Annotated in this window: 15 protein-coding genes and 3 pseudogenes; 9 read left to right on the top strand and 9 right to left on the bottom strand. The window is 44.9% G+C overall.

Features of this window, described 5'->3' with window-relative positions; genetic code table 11:
• The first annotated feature begins 1,598 nt into the window (after positions 1 to 1,598).
• Positions 1,599 to 1,999, top strand: a pseudogene (locus tag A4A68_RS00595) (transcriptional regulator NrdR).
• A 664-nt stretch (positions 2,000 to 2,663) separates the two neighbouring features.
• Here A4A68_RS00595 and pgpA read toward each other — a convergent pair.
• The 4 genes from pgpA to rpsT all read right to left on the bottom strand — a co-directional run bounded on the left by pgpA (position 2,664) and on the right by rpsT (position 5,436).
• Positions 2,664 to 3,164, bottom strand: coding sequence for a phosphatidylglycerophosphatase A (pgpA, locus tag A4A68_RS00590; RefSeq protein ID WP_082800138.1), 501 nt, complete (start codon positions 3,162 to 3,164; stop codon positions 2,664 to 2,666).
• A 507-nt stretch (positions 3,165 to 3,671) separates the two neighbouring features.
• Positions 3,672 to 4,091, bottom strand: a complete 420-nt coding sequence (nusB, locus tag A4A68_RS00585) for a transcription antitermination factor NusB (RefSeq protein WP_067565380.1) — start codon at positions 4,089 to 4,091, stop codon at positions 3,672 to 3,674.
• A gap of 14 nt (positions 4,092 to 4,105) precedes the next feature.
• Positions 4,106 to 4,576: a 6,7-dimethyl-8-ribityllumazine synthase gene (ribH, locus tag A4A68_RS00580; RefSeq protein ID WP_067565377.1), complete on the bottom strand. Its 471-nt coding sequence runs from the start codon at positions 4,574 to 4,576 to the stop codon at positions 4,106 to 4,108.
• Positions 4,577 to 5,172: 596 nt separating this feature from the next.
• Entirely contained in the window at positions 5,173 to 5,436 is a 264-nt protein-coding gene (gene rpsT, locus A4A68_RS00575; RefSeq protein ID WP_067565374.1) for a 30S ribosomal protein S20, read from the bottom strand.
• Positions 5,437 to 5,644: 208 nt separating this feature from the next.
• Here rpsT and ribF point away from each other — a divergent pair.
• From ribF to htpX, 7 genes and pseudogenes are all read left to right on the top strand, one after another.
• Positions 5,645 to 6,563 (top strand): annotated as a pseudogene (gene ribF / locus A4A68_RS00570) (bifunctional riboflavin kinase/FAD synthetase).
• Between the two features lie 31 nt (positions 6,564 to 6,594).
• Positions 6,595 to 9,411, top strand: coding sequence for an isoleucine--tRNA ligase (gene ileS, locus A4A68_RS00565; protein ID WP_067565371.1), 2,817 nt, complete (start codon positions 6,595 to 6,597; stop codon positions 9,409 to 9,411).
• The gene (gene lspA / locus A4A68_RS00560) at positions 9,411 to 9,896 is read left to right on the top strand and encodes a signal peptidase II (protein ID WP_067565368.1); all 486 of its coding nucleotides are present in this window, start codon (positions 9,411 to 9,413) and stop codon (positions 9,894 to 9,896) included. The genes ileS and lspA overlap by 1 nt, the downstream gene beginning before the upstream one ends.
• Before the next feature lie 1,213 nt (positions 9,897 to 11,109).
• On the top strand, positions 11,110 to 12,834 hold the full coding sequence (locus A4A68_RS00555) for a proline--tRNA ligase (RefSeq protein ID WP_067565365.1): 1,725 nt from the start codon (positions 11,110 to 11,112) through the stop codon (positions 12,832 to 12,834).
• A 1,349-nt stretch (positions 12,835 to 14,183) separates the two neighbouring features.
• Positions 14,184 to 14,861: an RNA chaperone ProQ gene (proQ, locus tag A4A68_RS00550; protein WP_067566496.1), complete on the top strand. Its 678-nt coding sequence runs from the start codon at positions 14,184 to 14,186 to the stop codon at positions 14,859 to 14,861.
• Positions 14,862 to 14,879: 18 nt separating this feature from the next.
• The gene (locus A4A68_RS03420) at positions 14,880 to 15,020 is read left to right on the top strand and encodes a hypothetical protein (protein ID WP_158648165.1); all 141 of its coding nucleotides are present in this window, start codon (positions 14,880 to 14,882) and stop codon (positions 15,018 to 15,020) included.
• 261 nt (positions 15,021 to 15,281) lie between these two features.
• Positions 15,282 to 16,160 carry a protease HtpX gene (htpX, locus tag A4A68_RS00545; protein WP_067565362.1) on the top strand — a complete coding sequence of 293 codons (879 nt, stop codon included), beginning with the start codon at positions 15,282 to 15,284 and terminating at the stop codon, positions 16,158 to 16,160.
• Between the two features lie 186 nt (positions 16,161 to 16,346).
• Here htpX and erpA read toward each other — a convergent pair whose 3' ends face one another.
• Together erpA and secA are read right to left on the bottom strand one after the other, a co-directional pair.
• Positions 16,347 to 16,691: an iron-sulfur cluster insertion protein ErpA gene (gene erpA, locus A4A68_RS00540; protein ID WP_067566493.1), complete on the bottom strand. Its 345-nt coding sequence runs from the start codon at positions 16,689 to 16,691 to the stop codon at positions 16,347 to 16,349.
• A gap of 127 nt (positions 16,692 to 16,818) precedes the next feature.
• Positions 16,819 to 19,524 carry a preprotein translocase subunit SecA gene (secA, locus tag A4A68_RS00535; RefSeq protein WP_067565360.1) on the bottom strand — a complete coding sequence of 902 codons (2,706 nt, stop codon included), beginning with the start codon at positions 19,522 to 19,524 and terminating at the stop codon, positions 16,819 to 16,821.
• A gap of 559 nt (positions 19,525 to 20,083) precedes the next feature.
• Between secA and A4A68_RS00530 the strand changes: the two are divergent.
• A pseudogene (locus tag A4A68_RS00530) lies at positions 20,084 to 20,422 on the top strand (DUF721 domain-containing protein); the annotation flags it as partial.
• A gap of 127 nt (positions 20,423 to 20,549) precedes the next feature.
• Here A4A68_RS00530 and lpxC read toward each other — a convergent pair.
• The 3 genes from lpxC to ftsA form a co-directional block, all read right to left on the bottom strand.
• Positions 20,550 to 21,467 carry a UDP-3-O-acyl-N-acetylglucosamine deacetylase gene (gene lpxC / locus A4A68_RS00525; protein ID WP_067565357.1) on the bottom strand — a complete coding sequence of 306 codons (918 nt, stop codon included), beginning with the start codon at positions 21,465 to 21,467 and terminating at the stop codon, positions 20,550 to 20,552.
• Positions 21,468 to 21,571: 104 nt separating this feature from the next.
• Positions 21,572 to 22,741, bottom strand: coding sequence for a cell division protein FtsZ (gene ftsZ / locus A4A68_RS00520; RefSeq protein ID WP_067565355.1), 1,170 nt, complete (start codon positions 22,739 to 22,741; stop codon positions 21,572 to 21,574).
• Between the two features lie 190 nt (positions 22,742 to 22,931).
• Positions 22,932 to 24,188 (bottom strand): cell division protein FtsA, encoded by a 1,257-nt coding sequence (ftsA, locus tag A4A68_RS00515; protein WP_067565352.1) that lies wholly within the window; start codon positions 24,186 to 24,188, stop codon positions 22,932 to 22,934.
• Between the last annotated feature and the right edge of the window lie 89 nt (positions 24,189 to 24,277).

Genomic DNA, 24,277 nt, shown 5'->3' with positions numbered 1-24,277 from the left:
TCTCCTATAGTAGCAACGCCAGTCATCATTGCAAATAATCCAGACATTATGTGTTATATATCCTTGCGGCTTATTGTTTTAAGGAGAACTTTTCGCTGTTTTTACATTAAAATTATACTGCCGTTAATGATAAAGCCTGTCGTCAAAAGATAAAAATATCGACGGAGTTCGATGTCATTGTCATTCGGCATTTAGAACTCAACTAAACATACACCAAATTATCGTCGATATGGCAATAGGTAATTCTAGATACTAAAGATACGATAGGCTCATACTGATGTTATTATCTGTTGTGAAGTAAACGAGTTAAAAGAACTCGCTGGCTATTTTATACTCATAATTGTATAAGAAATGAGACTATCTCATGCTTTTGAAGCAAGAACTGTACAAATACTAATACTGTTAAGTACATTTATTTGTTTATCTAGTAAAGCGATTGATCTTTTAAATTAGAATCAATTTATGACAATCGCCTTTGATAAAGGCGTACTTCTTTGAGATCTGGCCCTAATGCAAAAAAAAAGAAATCAGCTCGGAATCTCTGATAGAGCTTCGCCAAACGTCACTGTTGCTGCAGAAAACGGAAGTGCACAAACTATTTACTGCCGGCGTGCCTACGCCACGCTCATGCCGTGCGTGATACTCACACTGTGATATAAATTTTCGTCGTACCGCAAAGAGGATCTCCATTTTCTAACGTACTGTCAGAAGAGCTGATTTAGCAGCGTTGGCGCGATAGGCGTAGATTTCTATATAAGTGAATGCTCCTTGATAAGGAACAACTATCAGTGTTCCGACCAATTATTCAGTACCTAGTACACCGCGTGGCGGATCTTGCTCGTAGATAAATAACCTTCAAGCGAAGAATAGGTACGTTTGTTACTATCCAGTAACCTCGCGTCGGTGCCCATTTGTTTCGACGTCAGCTTGATATAGCGCTCTCGCGTTCAACGTAACTCGTGACGACAACTTTCAATAAATGCTATGGCATGCACTTCTTATTTTAAAAATAAGATTACGGTCCATAATTTTAGTCATGAATATATTATTCTCGATATTTACATTTTGTAACGATAGCCTCTAGACTTGCTGATTGCCAACAAGTTGGTTGGCATCTCTGACAGGCGGAGTTTGTATCGAGTCCGGTGAGATATCATGTAATCGGATACCATCACCTGGCTCAGGCATTAGGCCTAATATCTGTCGTTCTATAATAGTTCGATGCTTATCGGTAGCGAAGCTAATTAAGCTTATTGACTAGCTCTGACTGCATTGTCGGTCAGTAACTTATTTATTACCGTGTGTCTACATGCGAATATGCAGCTACACACAGGAGCTGTTGGCGCAATCGATGAGTTTCAGTAATACTGTAATGGTATAAACTCGTATGATAATTGGTTATCATAGCGGAAATTTTAGTCTGCAAGAGACGTATAATTATTGGACTGATAGCGCTTTATCGTCAATATCTCCCAATAGCGGCGGTTCTGTTTTAAGTACTATTGCTTTGCGGTTTGCGAAGTTCACGTTCAACTATCCTGCCCCTAAGCAGTCGGCTAGAAAGTGCTATGCGTTGACCGTTTTGTTTTGCAGTCGATATTAAAGTAATTGATTCGCGTCTGGTGGAGAAGGAACAGAGGTTCGTCGCCGCCGATAATGAACGCTTACTACCTTACTACCTTCAAAGTAGTGGCACTTGTGTTTCTTCGCGTTATTAAAAACAATGATGCGCTCAAACCATTCAATGAAAAGCTGCACAGCGAATTTTTAAGAACGCTGGAGAAGCGACTGGTCAAATCCCATCAAACCTCAGATATGCTCTACCAGAAAGCGAGCGGTATTGAGTGAAATGACCGATAATTTTGTTATGAACGCGCTGAAAAAGCTCGACAAGGTTGTCTATATCCATTTCGCCTCGGTTTACCACAGTTTTGCTGATGTCCGTGAGTTCGGTGAGAAAGCGCTAGTTAAAAGATTAGCTGAAATTCTTAATGGATAGGTGCTTACAGAATCACCTTAAACTATCTTTTGGAGGAGTTGATACTTGCCTCATTTACCTTATCCGCCGATATCAGATGTAATTGACGACTGTCAATGAATATGATATCAGCTGATTTAGACTATAACAGCGTTAATTATTAAACAAACCAAAGAACAGGAGAGCCATGTCACTATAAAAATGTAAGAATATTATCGACAATTCGAGTGTGTTTTTTAGAAAGTATCTAGATTTGATTTATTCTGTGAAGACAAACCTCCGAAGGTTACAACAACATCTTCTGAATTTTCTACTGCATTATTAGAATAAAGCAATGATAACGTTATATGTTACTCAACAACGAGATACTAGCTACCTTGCATTAGTAAGCTGTTAGGAAAGCAACCAGAAATATCATTGCCTAGTTTGTTTCGCTATCCTTGAAATACGATTCTAGTTGTGTACGGCCGAATTTTAAGCCGCTTTCCCGACTGTTGAGCTTGTCTAACGGTTATTTTGTATAGATTAACGTGGATGTTTAGCAAGTTAACGTCGTTAGCCCGTCGCGCCAGACGTAATTACTCGAGCTATTACGTAGTAAGCTTTTTCTAGCGAATGTCTGTCTGAAAACAGAAACCGATACGTTATCAAAATAGCAGCTAGTTGCACATGCTAATGCTCGGTATTAAAACAGCAGCCAGTGGCGTCCTATCCAATAGAGCACGCCGTCGGCGATTATCCCCGCCACAACATCATCGATCATAATACCCGCACCACTATATATCTTGCGATCCAACCAACGAATCGGCCAAGGTTTCCAGATATCTAATAGCCGGAACAGCAAAAAGCTTACTAGTACCCAACGCCAATCATTGGCTGGTAAGGCCATTAGGGTAATCCACATGCCAACAAACTCGTCCCAAACAATGCAGCCGTGGTCATGTACGCCTATATCACGTGCCGTCTGATGGCAACAATAGACACCAATGCACAGGCTGAGCAGTACAGCTAGCAAATAAAGTTGCCACGGCAGTAGCACAAACAAGCACCAAATCGGAATCGCCACTAGTGAAGCAATAGTACCGGGCACCCATGGGCACATTCCACTACCGAAACCCGTTGCCAGTAAATGACAAGGATTAGAAAGCTTAACCCGCCACTTAATGGACAGCATATCCATCATCATACAATATGTCTCACTTAAAACGGTCATATCTACACCGATCATAATTTACCGATTAATAAATGACTCATAAATTCCCGATATGACAAAATACTATATCTAACGCGCCGTAGTTATTTTAGGCACTGGTAAAAACAGAGCTCGTCATTTTTTCCACGCCGAGCATCTCAGCACAGCACCTGGTAGGTGGTGACATATTAGCGTCGGTGAATATAGATCCGTGATAACTTCCTCGAAAATATCGACGACACCACTGATCGTGTAGCGTCAAAACCTGAGAAAATAGACATACGTAGATTCAGCCGCTGCAGCGGTACTGCAGAGGCTAGTGCACAAACTCGCAGTCGATATTATTACGACAGTAACGCACAATCATTGTTGATGTTTACTGCTATACGCATCCGGTTGAAATAGCGATCAATGAGATCAAGCTTGCCATACTCTCTATCCATAGCTATGTTGTTTCTAACACGGCGTCACGGTGTAATCAGGTATTCCGACCCTACCTAGTTATTTTTTATTGGGACGAATCTTAGGGGCTACTTTGTCCAGTACGCCATTGATAAATTTATGACTGTCTTCTGCACCAAAGGTTTTAGCTAGTTCAATCGCTTCGTTGATAGCGACCTTATAAGGGATATCTTGGCGCTTGCTCAATTCAAAGAGCGCAATACGTAGCACGGCACGTTCAACATTGCCAATCTTCTCTAACTGACGGGACAAATAGGGCATCATCAGCTTGTCCAGCTCCTGGGCGTGCGTCGCCGCGCCGGTATATAACTCACGAAAATAAGTGACATCTACATTCGAGGTTTCTTGCTCCGACAGAAACTGGACTGCAATATCGACGATATTGTTACGTGATAATTGCCATGAGTAAAGTGCTTGGACAGCACCTTCACGTGCACGGCGACGAGCAGCTAGTTTCACAAAATATACCTATATTATGCTTTAATAGCTTGCAATACGTTGATCATTTCAAGCGCGGTTAATGCAGCTTCCGCACCTTTGTTGCCGACTGTAGTGCCGGCGCGTTCGATAGCCTGTTCAATACTCTCGGTAGTTAGTATCCCAAATGCTACTGGCATCGCGGCTCGCGTGGCAATTTTCGACAGGCCGGAGCTGCACTCACGAGCGACGAACTCAAAATGCGCTGTGTTGCCACGGATTATTGTACCCAAAGCCACGATAGCGTCGTAGTATTTGGTATCACTCAGCACGCTAATCGACAACGGCAATTCATAAGCCCCTGGCACCCAAACCACGGTAATGTTTGCGTCTTTGACATGGCCGATGCGTTTCAGGACGTCGATGGCGCCATCAAGCAAGTTGTCATTAATAAAGTGGTTAAAGCGCGCAATCGCAATAGCGATGCGTGCATCGGGTGCTGCAATAACACCTTTAATAACGTTCATGGTTATCCTTATAAATAGAAAGCTGAATCATCTCGTGAAGACTTGAATACAGCCTTCGCTGTAAGCCCCATTAGGCCATAGCGTACTTTTATAACCAATAAAACTCGCGACTACGCTACCTAAAAGTTCATGGTACGCTTGGTATTTATAAATGTATCGGGAATAGTGACTACAGGACGAGAAGGTAACATATAAGGTAGTGCAGCTCCATCTGACGCAACCCAAGTCCCTTATTGCAAGTACATTTCGCTAACAATACGCTCGTTATGATCTATAAGCTTATCTGATATGGCTCACATTTGCTAATAACGTGATTCTGAAATATCCATTATGTGTATGTAACAATCCTCCAGCATCGAGCGCTTAATGCTTATCTAACCCCTTCCAACGTTTTGCTATCCAGAATTCGCAAAAATATGCACCAGACCACTATTTATACAAGTGTATTTAAAATAACAACAGAACACGTTAGCTCCATATAGGGCTGTCATGCAGTTATCTTTATCTCTTGTGAAGGACAGCAGATAAGAAACATGCCTTACTTATTTTGAATCGTTTAGATCCGGTATTTCAATAAAATACAACACTAACAATAGTTAGTGCATGGCATTGATTTGCGCGGCTAAGTTTGATTTATGACGTGCTGCTCTGTTTTTGTGGATTAATCCCTTTCTAGCCTGACGGTCAATAATTGGTTGCATAGCAGCAAACGCATCCTGCGCAGATTTTTTATCGCCGCCAGAGATAGCTGCGTAAACTTTTTTTACGAAAGTACGCATCATGGAGCGACGACTAGCATTATACTGGCGAGTCTTTTCAGACTGTACAGCACGCTTCTTAGCTGATTTGATATTAGACAAGGTTCAACTCCAAAAATTGTTCTATGAGATAATTTAAAGTTCAAATTATGCACCTTTGATCTATTGTGTCAATGGGTTTATGTAAATTAACGCTACTGAAATGTGTGAATCTTCTTACAATTTGAGATGTAAAAAATCGCGAGTTAACCTTGACCTTTGTAAAAGGTATAATTTGCAGTTCTACTGTTTTAGATGTTTTGAGCCTGCCATGGAGCTTATTCGCAGCATACATAATTTACAGCCACGTCACCATAAATGCGTACTAACTATCGGTAATTTCGACGATTTTCACCGCGTACATAAAGCGCTTATCGCAGAGTTGCAGGCTGAGGGCTGCCGACGTGGTTTACCAGTAATCGCAATAATCTTTGAACCGCAGCCGCAGGAGTATTTTGCTGGAGATGCTGCCCCGGCGCGGTTGACTCGGCTGAGAGATAAAGTGAAATACCTTACTGCCTCCGGTGTGGAAGCAGCGCTGTGTATTACTTTCGGCAAATGTTTTGCGGCGTTAAGCGCACGCGCGTTTGTGACCAAATTGTTGGTAAAAAAATTGGGCGTGCGCTTTATCGGCGTCGGCGACGATTTCCGTTTTGGCGCACGACGTCAAGGAGATTCCGCTTTTTTGCAGCAGGCGGGGAAAGAAGGAGGGTTTGAGGTAATGAGCTCTTCGACCTGTGCTGAAGGTGGCCAGCGGGTCAGTAGCACTGCCGTTCGCGAGACACTGGACAGAGATCGTCTTGCAGAAGCGGAAATGCTATTAAGGCGCTCGTATCGCCTTTCTGGCCGCATGGTGCGCGGCAGCGCACTAGGACGACCTCGGGTTTCGACTGCTAACGTGTCTCTTCAAAGGCGAAGAACGACGATAAACAGCGTGTATGCAGTAGAGGTGCACTCCTTGCCGAGCGGCCTTTTCCTGACGTCGAGAACATTGGCATCCGCCACAGTGGGCGGTTTAGCTAAAAGTGCATTTGTTGGATGTGGATAAAAATCTTTACGGTCGCTATATCGAAGTAACAATATGTGTGAAAGTGCGTAACGAACAACGATTTGCCTCGTTAGACGATTTAAAGAGGCAAATCTCGAAAGATGTAGTGAGCGCTTGTAACTATTTCGGGCTAGCGAAATAATGCTCAAATTAATAATGGACTCGAAAATCGAATGATTGATTACAAGAATACCCTAAATTTACCAGATACAGCGTTTCCCATGCGCGGCGATTTAGCCAAGCGTGAACCTGGCGTACTGCAGCGCTGGTATGCGCAGGATCTATATGGGATGATTCGTCAGGCTCGGAAAGGGAAAAAGACCTTCATACTGCACGATGGCCCGCCGTATGCGAACGGCAGGATTCATATTGGTCATTTGGTCAACAAAATTCTCAAAGATATTATAATTAAATCTAAAGGGTTAATGGGGTATGACTCTCCCTATGTGCCAGGATGGGATTGCCATGGTTTGCCAATTGAACTAAAGGTGGAGCAATGTATCGGTAAACCGGGGGAAAAAGTCAGCGCCGCGGAATTTCGCTCCGCCTGCCGTCGTTATGTCACTGAACAAGTGGAAAGACAAAAAAAGGATTTTATCCGCTTAGGGGTCCTCGCCGATTGGGAGCATCCTTACTTGACGATGAATTTCGCCACCGAAGCGAATATCATTCGTTCGATGAGCAAGATTATCGCTAACGGACATCTATACCAAGGTGCCAAGCCGGTGCATTGGTGTATCAACTGCCGCTCAGCACTAGCGGAGGCGGAAGTGGAATATTATAATCGTATTTCGCCGTCCATTGATGTCGCTTTCGTGGCCAATGATGTCCGCGCGGTTGCTGCCAAGTTTGGTGTCGCAGACTTTGCTGGCCAGATCTCTTTAGTTATCTGGACTACTACACCGTGGACTTTGCCGGCCAACCGCGCTATCGCTGTTCATTTTGATTTCGACTATCAATTGCTTGAAGTGGAAGGGCAAGGATATATTCTGGCCACCGATCTGGTGGGCAGTGTGATGACGCGTGCTGGCATTACACGTTGGACGGTACTCGGCAGCGCTAAAGGTAAAGCGCTGGAACTGCTGCGATTCCGTCATCCTTTTATGAGCTTTGATGTGCCTGTCATCCTCGCCAAGCACGTGACGCTAAGCGCGGGTACTGGTGTGGTGCATATCGCTCCAGGACACGGCCAAGATGACTACATTATTGGTCAGCAATATGGACTGGAAGTCGCCAACCCAGTCGATTCCTACGGTAGTTACCTACTAGGTACGTTACCTCTACTGGACGGTTTGCAGGTATTTGAGGCTAATGATGCAGTTATCAACTTGCTGCGTAATAATGGCGCTTTGCTGCACATGGAAAAGATACAGCACAGTTCTCCGCACTGCTGGCGCCATAAAACGCCTATTATTTTTCGTGCCACGCCGCAGTGGTTCATCAGCATGGATAAACGTGGACTTCGAAAACAATTGCTGATGAAGATCAAGGATGTACAGTGGATCCCAAGTTGGGGTCAGGCGCGCATTGAAACCATGGTCACCAATCGTCCTGACTGGTGCATTTCGCGTCAGCGCACCTGGGGTGTTCCGATAGCACTTTTTGTGCATAATGAAACTAAAGCTCTACATCCGCGTACTATCGAACTAATGGAAATTGTAGCGCAACGTGTCGAACAAGACGGGATTCAGGCCTGGTGGGATTTGGATCCGGCCAAGATTCTGGGTGATGATGCCGTACATTATCATAAAGTACCGGATACCCTTGACGTTTGGTTCGACTCAGGTTCCACCCATTCATCGGTTGTAGCGGTTCGACCTGAATTTAAAGGTCATGCGCCCGATATGTACCTGGAAGGATCTGATCAGTATCGCGGCTGGTTTATGTCATCACTTATGACCTCCATCGCCATGCACGGTAATGTGCCCTATCGGCATGTGCTGACTCACGGTTTTACCGTTGATAAGCATGGTCGAAAGATGTCAAAATCTACGGGTAACATAATTGCTCCTCAGCAGGTTATGGATAAACTAGGCGCCGATATCCTGCGCCTCTGGGTGACTTCTACCGATTACACCGGCGAGATGGTAGTGTCAGACCAGATCCTCAAGCGCTCTGCCGATGTTTATCGTCGCATCCGTAACACTGCGCGTTTTTTGCTAGCCAACCTGAACGATTTTGATCCGGTGCACCACTGCATCAGTCCGGATCAGATGGTAGTTCTGGACCGCTGGGTGATGGGCCGCGCACAGCTAGCGCAGGGAGAGATTATTGCTGCTTACGACAGCTATGATTTCCATAATGTTGTGCAGCGTATAATGCAATTTTGTTCTGTCGAGATGGGTTCTTTTTACCTAGATATCATCAAAGACCGTCAGTATACCGCTAAAGCGGACAGTATCGCCCGCCGTAGCTGCCAAACTGCGCTATATCATATCATTGAGGCTCTAGTACGTTGGATAGCGCCCATCATATCATTTACTGCTGATGAAATTTGGGGATTTATGCCAGGAGAACGAGCGCAGTACGTCTTCACTGAAGAATGGTACGACGGCCTGTTTGGTCTAGACGCAGCTCAACCGTTAAACGATGCTTATTGGCAAACTCTATTGCAAGTGCGTAATGAAACTAATCAAATTATTGAGCAGGCACGAGCGGACAAGCGCATCGGCGGTTCACTTGAGGCTACCGTTACACTATACGCGGAGTCTAATCTTGCCGATTCACTACGCGAGCTAGGTAACGAACTTCCTTTTGCATTGCTCACTTCCAATGCAGTAGTCGAAGATTATTCCGACGCCGGTGATGATGCGGTACAGTGTAAAGGGATCAATGGGCTTAAGATAGCTCTGGAAGAAGCCAAAGGGGGGAAATGTCCACGTTGCTGGCATTATGAGAGTGATATCGGTCAGCATGCCGATCATCCTGAAATCTGTGGTCGTTGCTTCTCAAATGTAGCCGGTCCTGGCGAAAAACGTCGGTTTGTCTGATGAATAAAACGATAATGTCAACGGGGTTGAGCTGGATTTGGCTAGCGCTGGTGGTTTTGGTGTTGGATTTTGGAAGCAAGCAATGGGTCGTAATGCAGTTCTCTCTTGGTGAAACTGTACCGGTGATTTCATTTATCAATTTTACTTACGTCCATAATCCAGGCGCTGCTTTCAGTTTTTTGGCGGACAGAGGAGGATGGCAACGTTGGGCGTTTTCTGCGATTGCCGTCGCGTTCACAGTTGTGTTGCTGGTCAAGATGTATAATTTGGATAAGCGAGCCAAATTACCTAATATCACTTACGCAATGATTATCGGTGGAGCGCTGGGTAATCTGTTTGACCGCATGAAACACGGTGTCGTAATTGATTTTATCGATTTTTATGTCGGTCACTGGCATTGGCCGACATTCAACGTAGCAGATGTAAGCATCTGCATCGGCGCCGTATTGACAATACTGGAGTTTTTTTTATTGCCACGCCGCTAAAGCTGACAGAAAGAGTAAAATAATAGTCACTATGCTACATTTAATAATATCGTGATTGCAGGAGAACACTATTGCACCTTTCATTGAATTTACTGATAATGACACGATGCACATCGTGTGTTTGATTCATGTTGTCTGGGTGAGTTTTGATGATAATTGGGGTCTTAAGGAGACTGTGATTGCAGTCAATTAGACGCTACATCAGTAGAAACCCGTTTGTGGCAATACATCATCTCAATATTTTGGCGGAGTGCTTCGAAAGTGAAAACAGTAAAACGTTTTTAAATTTAAATACCACTTACAGATGTCGCTTGAACTCCTGCTGTCAAATAGCGATTACATCGAATATTATCAGCTTAATACAACGAATACGCATTAGATTGCGACCGCATAAGACTTAGTTTGCAGTCGTTATTTTCTATGAAGTAGAAGAACATACGTATGTCATAAAAACAATCCTCGTTAGTTGTTGCATGTTTATAATTGTATAAGAGAGTGTGCTCTTTCGCAGAATAGTACACAGACGCTAAAACTATTAAAACTACTTCAACTCTTTAACGTGGCTGATGCATAGTGCGTTTATAAAATCTTTTTGAGTCTCATCAGTGATGTAATAAGAAACAGTGCATTCAACGGGTAGAATGGCATATTTAATCTTATATTACGTACTTATATCAAACGTCTTTCTCATAAAACTATTTGTTTTCAGAAACAATATACAAGAAGATTGCTAGATAGTGTATGGTATACTATGGACTCCGTACAAAAGGTTGGAGCGTATTCGATCACTTTTATGTTTATCCAACAGGGATATCGTTATAAGGCGTTGCATTGCACGCGGAGATATCTACTTTAAGCCTAGCGCCCGCGCGATACCGGCAGGCTTTACTTAAGAGGTGTCTGTTATTGCAGTTATTTTCATCCTTAGGCGTGTAGCTACATGCAACGTGCTTAGCTTAGCTGAGAAGGTGAACATTTTGGCGATGTGCTAATGCAAAATTTGCCCCTCTTATCACCGTTGAACGGTACCAGTGTGAGGTTAAGCCACGATGCTGAATGTCTGTCGTAAGTCAAAACGGCATATATCACCATTGATGCCGACTCAGATGCTATATAGCGTCTCCTGGTCAAAATTTTCTATCTGTCCTTTTAACCGTCAGCGATTCTTGCTGGCCGTTTTCAGCGTTGGTCGCTTTTGTGGAACTTAACTCACATGCGTGCTAGTCAATATCTCCTCTCTACTCTCAAGGAAATCCCAACTGACACAGAAGTAGTCAGTCATCAACTGATGTTGCGTGCTGGAATGATTCGTAAACTGGCGTCAGGTCTTTATAGTTGGTTGCCTACCGGTTTACGCGTACTGCGTAAAGTAGAAAATATCGTGCGTGAGGAAATGAACAACGCCGGTGCGCTTGAAGTAGCTATGCCGGTAGTGCAGCCGGCTGATTTGTGGCAGGAAAGCGGACGCTGGGTACAATACGGTCCGGAGCTTCTGCGGTTTACCGACCGCGGCGCACGTCCTTTCGTGCTGGGTCCGACGCATGAAGAGGTGATAATTGACCTTATCCGTAACGAAATTAATTCCTATAAACAATTGCCGATAAATTTCTATCAGATCCAAACTAAATTCCGTGACGAAGCTCGACCACGTTTCGGTGTTATGCGTTCGCGAGAGTTTATGATGAAAGACGCTTATTCTTTCCATATCAACCAGGCTTCGCTGCAGGTGACTTACGACGCGATGTACCAAGCTTATAATGCTATTTTTACCCGTATGGGCCTGGCATTCCGTGTAGTGCAAGCAGATACTGGTTCCATTGGCGGTAGCACTTCACATGAGTTTCAAGTACTGGCCTGCAGCGGTGAAGACGATATCGTTTTTTCAACGACATCAGATTATGCCGCCAATATTGAATTGGCGGAAGCGATTGCTCCTGCCAATGTGCGCGCCATGCCGAGAGAAGACATGCGCCTGGTGGATACTCCTAATATTTGTACTATCGACGAGCTGGTAGCGCAATTTTCGTTATCGGTGAAAAAAACCGTTAAGACGTTGCTGGTTCATGCGCGTGAAGATACCGGGTATCCACTTGTGGCTTTGATAGTCCGTGGCGATCATCAGCTTAATACAGTCAAAGCCGAAAAACTGCAGAAGGTTGCCACGCCGCTAACGTTCGCCAGCGAAGATGAAATCCGACTAACAATAGGTGCTAGCTCCGGTTCGCTTGGACCGGTCAATCTTCCGTTTCCGTTAGTCATTGATCGCAGTGTGGCGGTGATGAGCGACTTCGTCGCCGGTGCTAATACTGAGGGGAAACATTTTTTCGGGATTAACTGGGAACGCAATTTGCCTCTTCCTCAGGTAGCCGATTTGCGCAAGGTTGTCGATGGTGATATAAGTCCGGATGGAGACGGTACACTTCAAATTAAACGCGGCATTGAAGTGGGTCATCTTTTTCAGTTGGGTACTAAATATTCAGAAGCGATGAAAGTCACAGTTCAGAGAGAGGATGGCCGTGGTCAAAAATTGATTATGGGCTGTTATGGCATCGGTATCACTCGTGTGGTGGCAGCCGCTGTCGAACAAAACCACGATGACCAAGGTATTCTGTGGCCGGAAACCCTAGCGCCATTCTGCGTCGCGATTTTACCTATAAACATGCATAAATCTTTCCGGGTAAAAGAAGTCGCGGAAGATCTTTATCAGCAGTTGCAGGCACGCAGTATTGATGTGCTCCTTGATGACCGCAAGGAGCGTCCTGGCGTTATGTTTACCGATATGGAACTAATCGGTGTACCGCACCAGTTGGTGATTAGTGATCGAAATCTGGACGCGGAAGCAATCGAGTATAAAAATCGCCGAAGAGGTAAGAAAGAAATAGTCCCGCTTAGCACGATTATTAACTTTCTCATCAGAGAAATTACCGCCACGCAGTAATGCGATCGAGAGGGAAAGTTTTACTTAAAGCTGTCAATCGGTATCAGTGCGTGGACGTAATAAGAGGTATACTTACAGAAAAGATCGTGTGGATACGCGGTGAACGCTTGGAGTTAATCTGAAAGTTATCCGGAGTAATACTCAGAATATAATTCGCCCTGTCGCATCACCTCTCCGCTCAGAGCATCGCGTATCTCAGAGGGACGTCCTTCCACAATTTTACTCAGAGCTGTGTCTCCACTTAGTCGACGCTATGCACTGGCGTATCTGTCTAGCTTAACACTGGTAGTTATTAATGTAGACACTAATATTGTCGAGCGCGAGATAAAGCCGTATGAGTTTAAACGTGCTAACGCGTACCGCTAGGTATGCGTATTTTCCGGGATCCTCGTTGTGGTTGTCAGTCGTGTTATCAACAGCGGGAATGCGCCCTCTTGCGACTTTAGCGAAAGAATACAATCCTAATGGATTTCGAGCGTAGCCTAGAAAGAAGCCGTATTGCTGAAACGAACAACAAGTTCAGTCTTGCATATGAGTTAAATCTACGTTACACGTCAATGCTTCACAATACAACAATCATATTACATGATTGATGCATGTCCCGTTTATAACGGTTTGTTGTAGTAAACAAAATATACTTAGAAGATAGAAAAGCATAATTTGAATTTAAAAACGATGCGTAGCAAGATCATTGGATGGTATGATCATCCAATGATCTTCGTCGACGTATATGGTATATCAATCAGACGGCACTGCAGTCGCTCTAAGTTACTTAAAGTTGCTACAAAAACGCAAAATTGTTATCGAAAAATTGACAAAATCTTTATAAAATTATCATATTGTTCAGTGTGTTTTGCGACACTTAAACTTTGGAAAGGAATTGCGCTCGCTTTACAAAAAGCGCCTTCATTTCTCTATCACGATCTGGGATGAAACTTTTCGATGATACTCTTTATGAGCCCAAATACTGTATTAAACGTTAGTGATTTTTCACGCAGCTATCTTATTTCCATTCCTACTAGGAAGGGCTCAATATTTTCCTAATAACAATTCGATGTGCTAACAAAATTAATCTTTTCATTTTAAAAGAATATTTTGTAATGATACCCTATAGGGCGTATAGATGTCTTTGCCATTTATTTGTGCCTAAAGAAGAAGAACTAACTATGCCGGTTCTAACTCCTAACGACAGATAGCCATTAAGGCTGAAGAGAGATCGGAAGCTATGACAATTTATCATTATCTCTTGAATGATGTACGGATAACGTAGCATTTCCGATGATCTTATTATAATGCTTCCTGTTTATGCCTGCACTGGTTAGTAAGCACATTGTAAATTGGAAAAATTTATGGAAAATCAACCTAAGTTGAATAGGAATAAAGAAGTGATTGCTTTTCTGGCAAAGCAATTCCCACTCTGTTTCACGGAAAAAGGCGCAGCAAGGCCGCTGAAGATCGGCATTTTTCGGGACCTTCTTGAACAGATTCGAGACGAAAAGAATATCAGCAAGACACGATTGCGTTCCGGTTTGCGTTTTTATACCTCAAGCTGGCGTTACTTGTACGGGATAAAGCTTGGCACACAGCGCGTTGATCTCAACGGTCATCTCTGCGGAGAACTAGAAACGCAACATGTTGAACATGCACGCAAACAATTAAAGGAAGCGAAGGCGCGCGTTCAGCTTCAGCGTACCGCCCAGCAGACAAAAAAACGAGAAAATGGTAAAACCGAGACGTTGGACCGTCTCGTTGCAAAAAAAAGATCTGCCAGGAGTGATAACGTTACATGCAGTAAATCACGCTTAAAATCAGAACGTTCTACGTCTACCCTCAAAAAGGTAGCGCCAGTCGGAAAAAACGCACCTGTCACCGACATTTCTACGTTGCAAGTTGGTCAGGTTATTAAAGTTAAAGTGGGACAAAATCTCATGGACGCAACCCTAATGGAAATTCCAAAAGAATGGATACGTGTTCAATTATTTTCCGGGATGGCTTTGATAGTACGCGCAGAACACCTGCAGCTCTAATGCGGATATTTCGCCATTATGGGAGGAACGTTATTGGCTGACGAAGCGATGGAGAAGGACAATATCACCCGAGATAATCAGACCCGGCGTTGTAAAAAGAGAAGAAACATAGAAGCATCAGCGCGTGGTTTACGCGTTCACATTATCGCCGATTCATAAATTATATCAGGCATGTACCAATCTCCTTTCTCCAACAAGCGGCTGATACGTCAGAGTAAAAACCAGTGATGGAGATGAAAAAGACCGCGCTAGCTTTTCTCATGCTCAAGCTAGGAAGTTTCGCTCCTCAGTGAGTTTAACAAAATGTAAAGTTATGTCTTTTTAGCGACTTATCGGCTTATAGTGCTTGAAAATCGCCTGCGAGACATTAGAGTAACGTTATGCACTAAGCGTAATAATTTTAGAGGAGCCTGATGTTTTATGATGCGTATTGCTCTCTTCCTTCTCACTAACCTGTCAGTAATGGTAGTGTTCGGTATTATATTAAACTTCACTAGGATTGACTCTTCCAGTGCAGTTGGATTAATGATTATGGCCGGCTTATTTGGTTTCAGTGGGGCTTTCGTTTCGCTGTTAATGTCAAAATCTATGGCGCTGCGTTCGGTTGGAGGCGAAGTGATTAAACAGCCGCGCAACGAAACCGAGCGCTGGCTGCTCAATACCGTGCGCAAACAGGCGCAGAAGGTGAACATTACAATGCCACAGGTTGCTTTGTATCATGCGCTTGATATGAATGCTTTTGCTACCGGTGCCCGCCGTGATTCATCGCTGATGGCCATCAGTACCGGTTTATTACAAAATATGAACCGTGACGAGGCTGAAGCAGTGATTGCGCACGAAATCAGTCATATTGCTAGCGGCGATATGGTGACCATGACTCTTATTCAAGGCGTGGTAAATACTTTTGTCATTTTCATCTCGCGAATCCTAGGGCAGGTGGCAGCGGGATTAATATCGTCAAACCGCAACGAAGAGGAAAACGAAAACGGCAATCCACTTGTGTTTTTTGTCGTTTCCATGGTGTTGGAATTGGTGTTTGGCATATTAGCAAGCATCATCACACTTTGGTTCTCGCGCTATCGTGAATTCCACGCTGATGCTGGTTCAGCACAATTAGTGGGGCCTGAGAAAATGATTGCAGCGTTACAGAAGCTGAAAATTAGCTATGAGCCCCAGGAAACCGGAAGCGTGATGGCGTTTTGCATTAACGGTCGCAATAACGCTTTTAGCGAACTATTTATGTCTCACCCACCGCTTGATAGACGCATTGAGGCGCTGCGTTCCGGCGCGTATCTATAGGTAGTACTATGACTTCATTGCCTGTCCATTATGCCGCCCGCCGGCACAGATGGATAAAGTGTTACTCAAGGGCTAAACGACAGACAGCAACAGTGCAAAAGTACATAGACCAATACGCCTACTTTTATGATCTGGAAAGGATAGACATCCCTATTCGTGTATTGATAGGGTCACAACTTTGTACTCTTAGATGCTGAATGACGACCCACAACTGCAGGTGGTTTTGGCATTGAGATTTTTGATGATAAAACGCGATCCTTCCAGCCCTTCACTGTAGTCTACGGACCCACCCGTGAGATATTTCAGGCTGTCGTGATCCACAACGAGTTTAACTCCTTGTTTCTCGATAGTAAAGTCGTCGTCGTTCACCTTATCGTCAAAGGTGAACCCACACTGAAAGCCGCTACAGCCGCCATCAGTGATGTAAACCCGTAATTTTAGATTTGGATTCCCTTCATCTTCAATCAGGAGTTTGACCTTACCTGCCGCTAAATCAGTAAATTGTAATGGCGAAACCACCGTTTTACTCATATTTTTACGCTTAAAATTACAAATCGAATTGTTCATACAATCATTTTCTCCTTAACAACAACTATCATGTTAGAACGAACATTAAATCAGCGCCACTGACGCCACGCTGAATTAAGGTAATAAAACATTACTGCAGTTTTCCATGGCAATGTTTGAATTTCTTACCAGAATTGCATGGACAGGAATTGTTGCGCCCAACTTTGCGACCTTTCTGCAACATTGCTACGCTCTTGTTAGTAAATACTTTCACCTGCACCTGATGGTTTAACTGTTTTTGTCTGACAAGATGCTTAGTCTTTTCGTGCTGGGGCTCTATCCCTGCAACTTCTTCTGGCATGCAGACCTGCACCTTGCTAAGCGTTTTGATTACTTCATGTTTTAGAGATTCCAGCATAACGGCAAACATGGCGAAAGATTCACGTTTGTATTCTTGTTTCGGATCTTTTTGCGCATAACCCCGCAAATGGATACCCTGACGAAGATAGTCCATTGCCGCCAGATGTTCTTTCCATAAAGAATCTAACGTTTGTAGCATGACGCCTTTCTCAAAATTGCGCATCATATCACTACCGAGGATCTCTTTTTTACGTCGGTATTGGGTTAACGTTTGATCTAGTACTCGCTTGCGCAAGGTTACTTCGTGCAAGCCAGGTTCATCGTCTAGCCATTGCGCGATGGGCATATCCAGATTCAAGTCATCCTTAAGGCGCTGCTCCAATCCAGGCACATCCCACATCTCTTCTAAAGATTGCGGCGGAATATAGCTATTGAGAATAGTTTTCAGCACATCTTCGCGAATGCTCTTGACGGTCTCGCTAATATCTTCCTTATCGAGTAGTTCGTTCCGCTGAGTATAGATCGCACGGCGTTGATCATTAGCAACATCATCGTATTCCAGCAATTGCTTACGAATATCGAAGTTTCGATTTTCTACTTTGCGTTGAGCGTTGGCAATTGCCTTTGTGACCCAGTGATGTTCGATAGCTTCGCCGTGCTGCATACCGAACTTTCGCATTATGCCAGAAACACGATTAGAGGAAAAAATGCGCATTAAAGCATCTTCCATTGATAGATAAAAACGGGAAGAACCAGCATCCCCTTGGCGACCAGAGCGGCCGCGCAACTGATTGTCAATACGGCGCGATTCATGGCGCTCAGTGCCAATAATATGCAGGCCGCCTGCAGCTTTCACTATCTCATGGCGCAACTGCCAGGCCGCCTTGATGGCGGCAATCTTCTGCTTGTTAGGAAATTCCAAAGCTGCGACTTCCGCTTGCCAGCTGCCGCCTAGTACGATATCGGTACCGCGCCCAGCCATATTGGTGGCGATGGTAACCGCTCCCGGCTGTCCCGCCTGGGCGACGATGTCAGCTTCCATGGCGTGGAATTTGGCGTTTAACACCTTATGTGCAATACCCGCTTTTTCCAGCTCGCTAGAAATCAGTTCCGATTTTTCAATAGAAATCGTTCCGACTAAGACAGGCTGACCGCGCTCTATGCAAGTTTTAATATCCTTGATGATGGCGTCAATTTTTTCTTTTTCCGTCATATAAACCAGATCGGGTAAATCCTTACGGATCATGAGCTGATTGGTCGGTACCACAATGGTATTGAGTTGATAGATGGCACTAAACTCAAACGCTTCAGTATTAGCAGTACCAGTCATACCAGCCAGCTTTTCATACAGACGGAAGTAGTTTTGAAAAGTAATCGACGCTAGCGTCTGATTTTCATTCTGTATTGTGATATTTTCTTTGGCCTCCACTGCCTGGTGTAGACCGTCCGACCATCGGCGTCCCGGCATGGTACGGCCTGTGTGCTCGTCGACAATGATTACTGCATTATCTTTGACTATATAGTCTACGTCGCGCACAAAAAGCACGTGTGCGCGTAAAGCGGCAGTCACATGATACATCAACATAATATTGACCGACGAATAAAGCGATGCGCCCTCTTCCATAATGCCTGCTTTTACCAGCAGCTCTTCAATTAGCACCAAACCGCGTTCAGTCAGATTTACCTGACGAGACTTCTCATCTACCGAGAAGTGCCCTTCTCCTTGAAAACTTTCGGAATCTTCCTTATCTTGACGAGTTAGATGAGGGATGAGCTTATTGATACGGCGATACATATCCGAACTATCCTCCGCCGGACCGGAGATAATAAGCGGGGTACGTGCCTCATCGATAAGGATGGAATCCACCTCATCTACCAGCGCGTAATGTAGTTTGCGTTGCACCCGCTCTTCCGGGCTAAACGCCATATTATCACGTAGATAGTCAAAGCCGTATTCATTATTAGTACCGTAGGTGATATCGGCGGCATAAGCAGTGCGTTTGTCCTGAGCCGGCAGCCCCGGCAAGTTGATGCCGATGCTCATCCTTAAGAACTCAAATAGCGGGCGGTTTTTTTCAGCATCGCGCTGTGCCAGGTAATCGTTCACTGTAACTATATGCACACCTTTTCCGCTTAGGGCGTTCAGATAGGCCGGCAGCGTAGCAGTCAAGGTTTTCCCTTCACCGGTACGCATTTCAGCGATGCAACGATCGTTAAGAATTATGCCACCTATTAATTGTACGTCGAAATGGCGCATACCTAATAGTCGTTTACTGGCTTCGCGAACTACGGCAAATGCTTCCGGCAGTAGGCTGTCAACAGTCGCTCCCTGAGCAATACGGTTGCGGAATTCAGAAGTTTTGCCAGAAAGCTGTTCATTACTTAACTTCTCCATTGCCGATTCCATTTGGTTGATAGCGTTTACTATGCTATTCATACGGCGTAAGATCCGATCGTTACGGCTGCCAAAAATCTTAGTAAGACATTTTGCTAGCATAATTAGTTTTTCTCATTACGGCCCAATCCATCGGACGGCCAAAAAATTATTTACGGGAAAATTACGGTCCTCAGAGTCGGGTATTGACATGCGGACTAGCACGTATTCTCTTCTGCTGAGTAATACGAACACCACTACGCTTGTAGATAAAAACGACGTAGCTCACTGATAAGATTCGGCTGACTAGTACCGGCATCCGCGCTTCACTTTTAAGTAATGGGGATAACGCTATAGCCCAGGCAATAAGAAGACGATGGAGGACCGTACATATGACGCTATGCTTATAGCAGTAGTCAACTGCGTTGGTGAAGCAAAGAGAGACATTTTTCAGTTGTTCTAGTTGACTGAAGTCAAAATGCAGGGCACTTAGCCAGCTAAGATGTGTGTAAGCGTCGGGTTTGTATAACATATCCTAGCTACCGCTTGATAATAAAAACTACGATTAAGCTAATCGTGACTATCCACAACAGAAGATGTCGCCAGAAATAACGTCCGCCAATTTGTCGACAAAGATTTAGAATAACCATGACCAAGTAATATCTTCCTCGGGAATATTGTTATGCGCAACAGTCGTCCATATCCCATCGATAGTTTATTTGGCAACGCTGCTGAAATGGGCTGCGTGTCATTGTCAAAGATTCATCGCCGAGCCATCTTTCTGTTGAAGATCAACAGCGCGGTCAGCACACTGTTACCAAAACCGCTTCACCTTTGGTGCCGTGTCGCCAACGTCCGCCAGGGAATTCTGGTATTGGAAACTCCTAATGCTAGCTGGAAGATGCGATTACGATATGAACAATCTCGATTATTATCTGCGTTAAGAGAACAAATTTTACCATCATTGTTGTCTATCGATATCAGGATTAACCCTGGTCTTGCGAGAAAAAAAGAGGAAAATAACGAAAATTGCGACCTTTGAACATGCAGACCCAGAAATTAAAGAAAAACGATGGATAGAGCTGCTCGGAGAGAGTGACAGCCACATCCGTTGATTAGTTCTTACCGGAATGGTATCTTGCCCTTACTCATGCCATAACGAAGAGAGGGGTTTTAAACGCTAGCGGCAGTTCAGTCTCATCCTCAAAAGTTACCAATTCCCAGGCTTCATGACGCGCTTGTATCGCCTGTAGCAACTTGTTATTCATGGCATGGCCGGATTTGAAAGCAGTAAACGCGCCTATAATGCTGTAACCGTATATGAATAGATCACCGATAGCATCGAGCATTTTGTGGCGGACGAACTCATCTTCAAAGCGCAGACCGTCTTCGTTTAGGACCCGGTAGTCATCGACTACGATAGCACAGTCTAAACTGCCACCAAGCGCTAGACCATAAGATTGTAGATGCTCAATATGACGCATGAAGCCAAAGGTGCGCGCACGGCTTATCTGGCGAACAAACGACTCCGCGGAGAAATTAAGGAAATAATGCTGTGGGCTGGCAGCAATCGCTGGATGTTTGAAATCAATAGTAAAATCGAGCGTAAAGCCGTTATACGGAGCAAGCTCGGCCCATTTCTCTCCATCCTCGACGCGCACCACCTGTTTTAGACGTAAAAATTTTTTAGCACTGTTAAGCTCTTCAATACCGGCATTCATCAGCAAGTAGATGAATGGACTAGCACTACCGTCCATGATTGGGATTTCAGGTGCATCTACTTCAATAAAGATGTTGTCAATTCCCAATCCAGCCAGCGCTGCGTTTAAATGCTCAACAGTGGAAATACGGACTTCATTCTCATTCACCAGACAGGTGCAAAGCACGGTATCGCGCACAGACTTGGCGTCGGCTAGAAAATCTATCGGCGGGTTCAAATCGGTTCGACGATAAACGACTCCAGTGTTTGCCGGTGCAGGGCATAGTGTCAATATAACCTTTTTACCGGTATGTAATCCCACACCAGCAGCCTGAACGATACGTTTTAATGTCCGCTGTTTAATCATCCATTTCTCTCGCAATGTTTAACCATGCCGCCTACTCCATACAGTATAGAAAAAGCAGGCAGATCAGTTTAACACAAAGAGCCGAGTTTCCAAAAACTACACGGTTAATCTGCTTGTTTACGTAAGAATGCCGGAATATCCAAGTAGTCTGGGCCCTTGTCCCCCTGGATGTTTTGTTCATTAACTGCCTTGATTTCCGCTTCCTGATTGAACGATTCCTGATTAAGCGTAGATACGCCCAGGGCGCGATCTCGGTAACGGTTATCCATTACCAGCTGGCTGCTTTGCTTATTAGTCACTAACGTGATTTCTGGTCTTTTGTCTATACCGATTCCAGTTGCGACCACGGTAACGCGCATTTCATCGTTCATATCTGGATCTAGCGAAGTACCGATGACCACCGTAGCATTGTCGGAAGAAAAAGCGCGGATGGTGTTACCCACAGCTTCAAACTCGTCTAAACGTAGGTTGAAACCCGCAGTAATGTTGACTAAAACGCCACAGGCGCCAGACAGATCGATATCTTCTAGCAGCGGGCTAGAAATAGCCATTTCTGACGCTTCTTCCGCACGCTCTTCGCCACAGGCAACGCCGGAACCGATCATGGCATAGCCCATTTCAGACATCACGGTTCGTACATCAGCAAAGTCGACATTTATTAGCCCCGGGCGGGTAATAAGCTCGGCGATACCCTGCACCGCACCTTTCAATACATCGTTAGCGGCGCCAAACGCGTCAAGCAGTGAAATACTGCGTCCCAGGACTTTCAGCAGCTTATCGTTAGGAATGGTAATAAGCGAGTCAACATGCTTGGAAAGTGCAGCAATTCCCTGTTCTGCAAACGCCATACGTTTTTTGCCTTCAAAATTGAAAGGCTTGGTGACGACAGCCACGGTCAGGATGCCTAGATCTTTGGCGACTTCTGCGACAATCGGTGCGGCACCAGTACCAGTACCCCCACCCATACCAGCGGCAATAAACACCATATCGGTTCCTTCAAGTGCGGCTCGTAGAGCTTCTCGATCTTCTTCAGCGGCATTGCGGCCCACTTCTGGATCGGCGCCAGCCCCTAGCCCTTTGGTGATGTTGCTGCCTATTTGAATAGTCTGCCTCACTGTCGTCTTGCGTAATGCTTGAGCATCGGTATTCACCGCGCAAAAATCCACGCCTTCGATGTGCTCGCGCACCATATGCTCGGCGGCGTTTCCGCCGCCGCCGCCGACGCCGATGACTTTAATCACCGCGTCGTCGGTTAATGCTATAGGTTCAAACATAATTTCTCTCCGTTTTGTGCCTGTCGCTTGGCAATCGTCTGTACAGACGGATTCTGGCTTAAAGGTTATTGTCACGAGTTAAAGATAGGCATGAATTATTTTTTAGACATAGAGCTGTATGCTTTAGGTTTGATCAAACCACTTATCATGGTGGTGTGACTCTAGCTGAATTTAACTACAATAAAAATTGTTACAGTTCTTTTCGCAGCCAGCTTCTAAACCGATTGAACCATGTACCAATAGGCGTCATTTTCCCGAAATCTACCGTACTGTTTAAATGTGATTTTTTACCGTAGTGCAGCAGTCCGACTGCTGTAGCACAACAGGGAGTCTTCGCATAATCTGTCAGGCCGGTGATATTTAGCGGCTGCCCGATACGCACTTGAGCATGAAATACGCGTTTCGCGCACGCCACTATCCCATCTATTTGTGCTGCGCCGCCAGTCAAGACGATGCCAGCAGCTAAATGATGCTTCAGTCCCCGAGCGTGCAGTTGCTCCTGCAGTTGCAAAATCTCGTCGTTGACTAGACTGAATAACTCAGTGTAGCGCGGCTCAATCACCTCAGCCAGGGTCTGACGCTGCAGGATACGCTGTGGCAAGTCGCCGACGCTCTGCACCTCCACGCTCTCGTCTTTGCTAACCATCGTTCCTAGCGCGCAACCGTAGAGGATTTTGATCGCTTCAGCGTCGGCAGGCTGCGTACCGAAAGCGTAAGCGATGTCGCTAGTAACTACATTTCCAGCGTAGGGAATCACCTTGATATGACGCAGGGCACCGGCGATATACACCACTATCTCCATAGTGCCGCCGCCGATGTCGACTACGCAAACGCCCAGTTCGCGCTCATTTTCTGTCAAAACAGCATAACTTGACGCTAAACCGGAAAAAATCAGTTGATCAACTTTCAGCCCGCAACGTTCAACTGCTTTGATAATATTTTTCGACATATCATTATGACAGGTAATCAGGTGTACCTTGACCTGCATGCGCATTCCGGACAGACCAACCGGATTTTTGATTCCTTCCTGATAATCAATCGCATATTCCTGCGGAATGACGTGTAAAATACGGTGTTCATCTCGGACCCGCACCGATTTAGCGATATGTACCACATTTTCCACGTCTTTCTTGGTCACTGCTTCTTCTGGAATAGGCGCCATACCAATTTCATTCTGACAGCTGATATGTTTTCCTGACAAGGCAAGATATACCGAAGAGATCTGGTAATCCGCCATCCTCTCTGCCTGATCGACAACGCGTTGCACGCATTTCACGACTGATTCCAGATCGTTAACACCACCCTTATCCATGCCACGCGACGGACAACTACTAATACCGATGATATTCACTATACCATCGGGTAGCACTTCCCCTACCAGCGCGGCCACTTTAGCCGTACCGATCTCTAGTCCCACTATCAGTCTTTTGTCTGTCGTTTTAATCATTGTTATTTGTCTGTGCTTAATCTGTTACTAATTGCTGTATTCCGGCTTGATATAAGAGCGGCCCAACAGATGGATAAGACTGAGCCATA

This window comes from Candidatus Doolittlea endobia (assembly GCF_900039485.1).
In the GTDB taxonomy this organism is placed as follows: Bacteria; Pseudomonadota; Gammaproteobacteria; order Enterobacterales; family Enterobacteriaceae; genus Doolittlea; species Doolittlea endobia.
This window is presented reverse-complemented; position numbering and strand designations above follow the sequence as displayed.